A 6,125-nucleotide genomic window follows, 5' to 3' on the forward strand; every position below is an offset into this window, starting at 1 on the left:
ATTCATGGCGGCACCGCGAGTCGTGGGAGCGGATCACCCCGCGTGGCAACGTCTCCGGGACGTGGCTGGTGCTTGGCGCTGAGGACGACTTCGCTCGCGAGGTCGCGTCGGCCGTCAACGGCACGGTGGTGCAGGAACTGCCGGAGACGCCAGTCGACGGGATCGTGTCGCTGCTCGCGTTGGACGGCGAGGCCGACGAGAACGGCGTGCCGCACGGCGTGATCGCGACGATGGAGCTGATCCAGTTGTTGGCGCGCAAGGGTGTGAGCGCTCCGGTCTGGGCAGTCACGCGAGGTGCCGCGACCAGCGCGACGCAGAGCGCGGTCTGGGGCCTCGGGCGAGTCGCCGCGCTGGAGCTGCCCGCGCAGTGGGGCGGTCTGGTCGACATCACCGGTGACGTCGCCGAGCTGGCAGCGGTACTCGCCGGCGACGAGGCCGAGGTCGAGATCCGGGCGGACGGAGTGTTCGCGAGGCGGTACGACGCGGCACAGCCCACCGATGCGATGTGGGAGCCGCATGGCACCGTCATCGTCACCGGTGGCACGGGTGCGCTCGGCACGCACGTCGCCCGTGACCTCAAGCAGCGCGGCGTGGAGAAGATCGTGCTGGTCAGCAGGCGCGGTCTCGACGCGCCGGGAGCCGCCCAGCTCCAGGAGGAACTGGACGCGGAGATCGTGGCGTGCGACGTCGCGGACCGCGCGGCCGTTGCCGACCTGCTGAACACGTACTCGCCGAACGCCGTCGTGCACACCGCCGGCGTGCTGAGCGACGGCGTGCTGGAAGGCCTTGCGCCGGAACGGTTCGCGGACGTGTTCCGATCGAAGGTCGCCTCCGCCCTGGTGCTCGACGAGCTGACGTGCGATCGGGAGCTGGACGCGTTCGTGCTGTTCTCGTCGGTCGCGGGCGCTCTCGGCAACCCCGGTCAGGCCAACTACGCGGCCGCCAACGCCGTGCTCGACGCCATAGCGCGGGACCGGCGTGCGCAGGGCCTCAACGCGACGTCGATCGCGTGGGGTGCGTGGGCCGGTTCCGGGATGGCGGACGGTGTCGGAGCGGACCTGAGCGCGATCACCATGCGTCCCGACCTGGCGGTGGAGTCGATGTGGCGGGCGGTCGCGGAGGACGCGCCGACCGTCGCCATCGCGATCCTGCCGGAGAAGAAGCCCAAGGCGCGCAAGAAGATCGAGGTCAGCGGTGACGTGCTGGAGGTCGTCCGCACGGCCGTCGCGTCGGTGCTCGGCTACGCCGGACCGCACGCGGTGGGCGTGGACAAGGAGTTCCGCGACCTCGGGTTCGACTCGCTGACCGCGGTCGAGCTGCGCAACCAGCTGTCGGCGGCGACCGGCCGGACGTTGCCCGCGTCGCTCGTCTACGACTACCCGACGCCGCGCCGGCTCGCCGACCACCTGCGTGGTGGAGCGGCCGAGTCGCTGGAGAACGTCGTCGTGCGGGGCGACGAACCGATCGCGATCGTCGGCATGGCCTGCCGTTTCCCCGGTGACGTCACCACGCCGGAACAGCTGTGGCAGCTGCTGGTCGACGGGCGGGACGGCATGGGCGCGTTCCCGGTCGACCGCGACTGGGACGTGGAGTCGGTGCTGTCCACGTCGGTGACGCGCGAGGCCGGATTCCTCGCCGGGACCGCGGACTTCGACCCGGCGTTCTTCGGGATCTCGCCGCGTGAGGCGATGGCGATGGATCCGCAGCAGCGGTTCCTGCTGGAGACCACGTGGGAGGCGCTGGAACGGGTCGGCGTCGATCCGCTGTCGTTGCGGGGGTCGCAGACCGGTGTCTTCGTCGGCACGAACGGCCAGGACTACGCGACGTTGCTGACGTCGTCGGCCGAGGACACCGAGGGGCACGCGGCCACGGGTCTCGCGGCATCGGTGATCTCGGGCCGCCTGTCCTACACGTTCGGCTTCGAGGGACCCGCGGTCACCGTCGACACAGCATGTTCCGCTTCTCTCGTCGCGATGCATCTCGCGGTGCAGGCGCTACGCGGCGGTGAGTGTTCATTGGCCGTGTCCGGTGGCGCGACGATCATGACCACGCCGTTCGCCTTCGCCGAGTTGACCCGGCAGGGTGCTCTCGCGGCGAACGGCAGGTCCAAGGCGTTCTCCGACGACGCCGATGGTGCCGGGTGGTCCGAGGGTGTCGGCATGGTCGTGATGGAGCGGCTGTCCGACGCGGTGCGCAACGGGCATCAGGTGCTCGCGGTGATCCGCGGTTCGGCGGTCAACCAGGACGGCGCGTCCAACGGCCTGACCGCACCCAACGGCCCCTCGCAGCAGCGCGTGATCCGCGCTGCTCTCGCGAACGCCGGTCTGTCCGTGAGCGATGTCGACGTCGTCGAGGCGCACGGCACCGGCACGGCGCTGGGCGACCCGATCGAGGCCCAGGCCCTGATCAACACCTATGGCGCGGACCGGTCGTCACCGCTCTATCTGGGTTCCGTGAAGTCGAACATCGGCCACACGCAGGCGGCCGCGGGTGTCGCGGGCGTGATCAAGATGGTGCTGGCGCTGCGCCACAACCTTCTCCCGCAGACGCTGCACGTCGCCGCGCCGTCCTCGCACGTCGACTGGTCCGAGGGCACGGTCGAGCTGCTGACGTCGGCCCGCGAGTGGGAGACCAACGGCCACCCGCGCCGCGCGGGCGTCTCGGCGTTCGGCATCTCCGGCACCAACGCGCACATGATCCTCGAAGAAGCCCCAGCTCAGGCCAGCCGGCCGGAATTGTCAGACCTGCCTGAGATGATTGGGATGGGGGATGAAAGCCCCCTGGGGGCCAGCCAGCCGGGATCGATTCAGCAGAGCGGCGTGGTGCCGCTGGTCGTGTCGGCGAAGTCGCCGGCCTCGTTGAAGGCGCGCATCGAGCAGGTGCGCGCGCTGGAGAGCGATGCGAACGATCTGGCGTTCTCGTTGCTGACGACCCGGTCGGTGTTCGACCACCGTGCGGTGCTCATCGGGGACGAAGTGGTCCAAGGCGTCGCGCAAGAGAGTGCGCCGGTGTTCATCTTCCCCGGTCAGGGCAGTCAGTGGCACGGCATGGCGGTCGCGCTGCTGGACGAGGACGAGACGTTCGCGCACTGGATCACCGAGTGCGACGCGGCGATCGGCGAGCTCGTCGGCTGGTCGGTGATCGACGTGCTGCGCGGTGAGGCCGCACTCCTCGAACGCATCGAGGTGCTGCAGCCGACGCTGTTCGCGGTCATGGTGTCGCTCGCTCAGACGTGGCGTGCGAACGGCGTCGAACCCGCCGCGGTCGTCGGTCACTCGCAGGGCGAGATCGCCGCCGCCTACGTCGCCGGGGCGCTCAGCCTCGACGAAGCGGCCAAGATCGTCGTGTTGCGGTCGCAGCTGTTCGCCGACGAGCTCGTCGGGAACGGCGCGGTGGCAAGCGTCGCGTTGCCGGTCGAGGAAGCGCGCGAGCTCATCGAGCAGTGGCCGGTGTTGTCCATCGCGGGCATCAACAGCCCCAACGCCTGCACGGTCGCCGGTGCTCTGCAGGAGCTCAACGAGTTCGTGGAACTGTGTCAGGCCAGGGAGATCCGGGCACGTGTCGTCGCGTCGACGGTGGCGTCGCACGGTCCGCAGGTCGAACCGTTGCGCGAGAAGCTGATGAACCTGCTCGGCACGATCACGCCGCGCACGACCGACATCGCGTTCTACTCGACGGTCAAGGCCGAACGCGTCGACACCGCGACCCTCGACGCCGGCTACTGGTACGAGAACGCGCGCCGCCCCATCGAGTTCGTCGCGGTCACCAGGAAGCTGATCGAGGACGGCTACCGCGTGTTCGTGGAGGCGAGCCCGCATCCGGTGCTCACGATGTCCGCGCAGGCCACGGCCGAAGCGGACGGCACGGAACTGGTCACGGTCGGCTCGTTGCGCCGCGACCAGGGAAACAGCCGCCGGTTCACGACCTCGCTCGCCGAGGCGTGGGTCGCGGGCCTCGACGTGCGGTGGAAGTGCGACGGCCGCAGGATCGACCTGCCGACGTATCCGTTCAGCCGCAGCAGGTTCTGGCCCAAGGCGGGCGCCAAGGTCGTCAACGCCGAGGACAGCGCGTTCTGGCAGCTGGTCGACAACGGCGAGCTCACCGGTGCTCTCGGCGTCGACGCGGAGAACGTGCTGCCCGCGCTCAGGGAATGGCGTGCGAAGCAGCAGACGCAGTCCACTGTGGATGGCTGGCGCTACCGCGACTCGTGGCAGCTCCTGCGCGGCGTCCAGGCCACCGGTATCAACGGCACCTGGCTCGCGGCCGTTCCCGAGCACGTCGACGAGTGGACCGAGGCGGTGCTGCGGACGTTCGGCAGCGACCTCGTGCGGATCACGGTCCGCTCCAACGCCGAACGCGCGCTGCTCGCCACCGAGCTGATCGGCATCGAACCGGTCGGCGTGATCTCGTTGCTCGGCACGGAGAACGCGCCGCACCACGAGTTCACCGCTACACCGCTCGGTCTCGCGCTGAACGTCCTGCTCCTGCAGGCACTCGGTGACGCCGGCAGCACCGCGCCGTTCTGGGCGGTCACGAAACAGGCGATCTCGACCGGCGCGACCGATCCCGTGCACCACCCCGAGCAGGTGGCGTTGTGGGGCCTCGGCAGGGTCGCGGCGCTCGACCTGCCGCGGCACTGGGGTGGCCTGGTCGACCTGCCCGGGACCATCGACGGCCAGATCGAGCAGGGCCTGGTCGCCGCCATCACGAACGGCGGCGGTGAGGACCAGCTGGCGGTCCGTGACACCGGCGTCCACGGCCGCAGGCTCGTCCCGGCCCAGCGCGCGCCCCGGTCCACGGAGTGGGTCCCGCGCGGCACGGTCCTGATCACCGGCGGCACCGGCGCGCTGGGCGGTCACGTCGCCCGCTGGGTCGCCGGACGAGGCGCCGAGCACGTGCTGCTCACCAGTCGTCGCGGTGATCAGGCACCAGGGGCCGCGGAACTGCGTGAGGAACTGGAAGCGTTGGGAGCGCGCGTCACCATCGCGGCCTGCGACGCGTCGGATCGGCAGAGCCTGAAGGCGGTGATCGACGCGGTGCCCGACCTGCGAGCCGTGGTGCACGCGGCCGGCATCGTCGAAGGCAACGCGACCACCGACGCGGTGGGCATCGATCAGCTGGATCGCTTGCTCCAGGCCAAGATGACGTCGGCCTGGCTGCTGCACGAGCTGACGAGCGACCTGGACGCGTTCATCCTGTTCTCGTCCGGTGCGGCGAGCTGGGGCAGTGGCGCGCAACCCGCGTACGCCGCCTCGAACGCCTACCTCGACGGCCTCGCGCACTTCCGGGCCTCCCAGGGCCTCAAGGCGACGTCGATCGCGTGGGGCGCCTGGGCGGACTCCGGAATGGCGTCGGAGAACGAGGAAGGCGCCGAACAGCTGCGCCGCCGCGGCGTGCACACGATGAAACCCGAACTCGCGATCACCGCGCTGCAGCAGGCGGTCGAGGACGGCCACACGTCGCTGACGATCACCAACATGGACTGGGAGAAGTTCGCGCCGAGCTTCACGGCGTCGAGGCCGAGCCCGTTGCTGATGGGCATCCCGACGGTCAGGGAGGCCCTGGAAGAGCCGGAAACGACGGACTCAGGACTCAGGGAACGGCTGCTGGCGTTGCCCGAGGCGGAACGCGCACGCACACTGCTCGACCTCGTCCGGACGGAGGCCGCGGCGACACTGGGCTTCGACGGCGCGGAGGCGTTCGGGCCGACCAGGGCGTTCCGCGACGTCGGCTTCGACTCGGTGACGGCGGTCGATCTGCGCAACCGGCTCAAGGTGGTCACCGGCGTGGCGCTGCCCGCGACGCTGGTGTTCGACTACCCGACCCCCGCCGCGCTGGCCCAGTTCATCCGCACGGAACTGCTCGGTGAGGCCGCGACCACCGCCAACGACCCCGACGCGCCGATCAGGGACGCGCTCGCGGCGATCCCGATCAGCCGTCTGCGGCAGGCGGGGCTGCTGGACCTGGTGCTCCAACTTGCTCAGGACAGTGGGGAAAACAACAGCGCCGGAGATGTTGTGCTTGCAGCCGAGGCGGAATCGATCGACGACATGGACGGCGAAGCCCTCCTGCGTCTGGCGATCGGGGACGCCATGGACTAGCGGGCGATCCGAGAAGGAAGCGCG

At 70.2% G+C, this 6,125-nt stretch carries 1 protein-coding gene (running past one end of the window); it reads left to right on the forward strand.

The features are described from left to right. A protein-coding gene (locus tag ACIQF0_RS03490; RefSeq protein WP_401023986.1) for a type I polyketide synthase crosses the window boundary here: on the forward strand, positions 1-6,101 show its 3' end. Its footprint begins 21,247 nt before the window's first position; the window shows 6,101 of its 27,348 coding nt (coding positions 21,248-27,348); its start codon lies off the left edge, out of view; its stop codon occupies positions 6,099-6,101. Positions 6,102-6,125: the final 24 nt, after the last annotated feature.

Source organism: Lentzea sp. NPDC092896 (assembly GCF_044754905.1).
GTDB lineage: Bacteria > Actinomycetota > Actinomycetes > Mycobacteriales > Pseudonocardiaceae > Lentzea.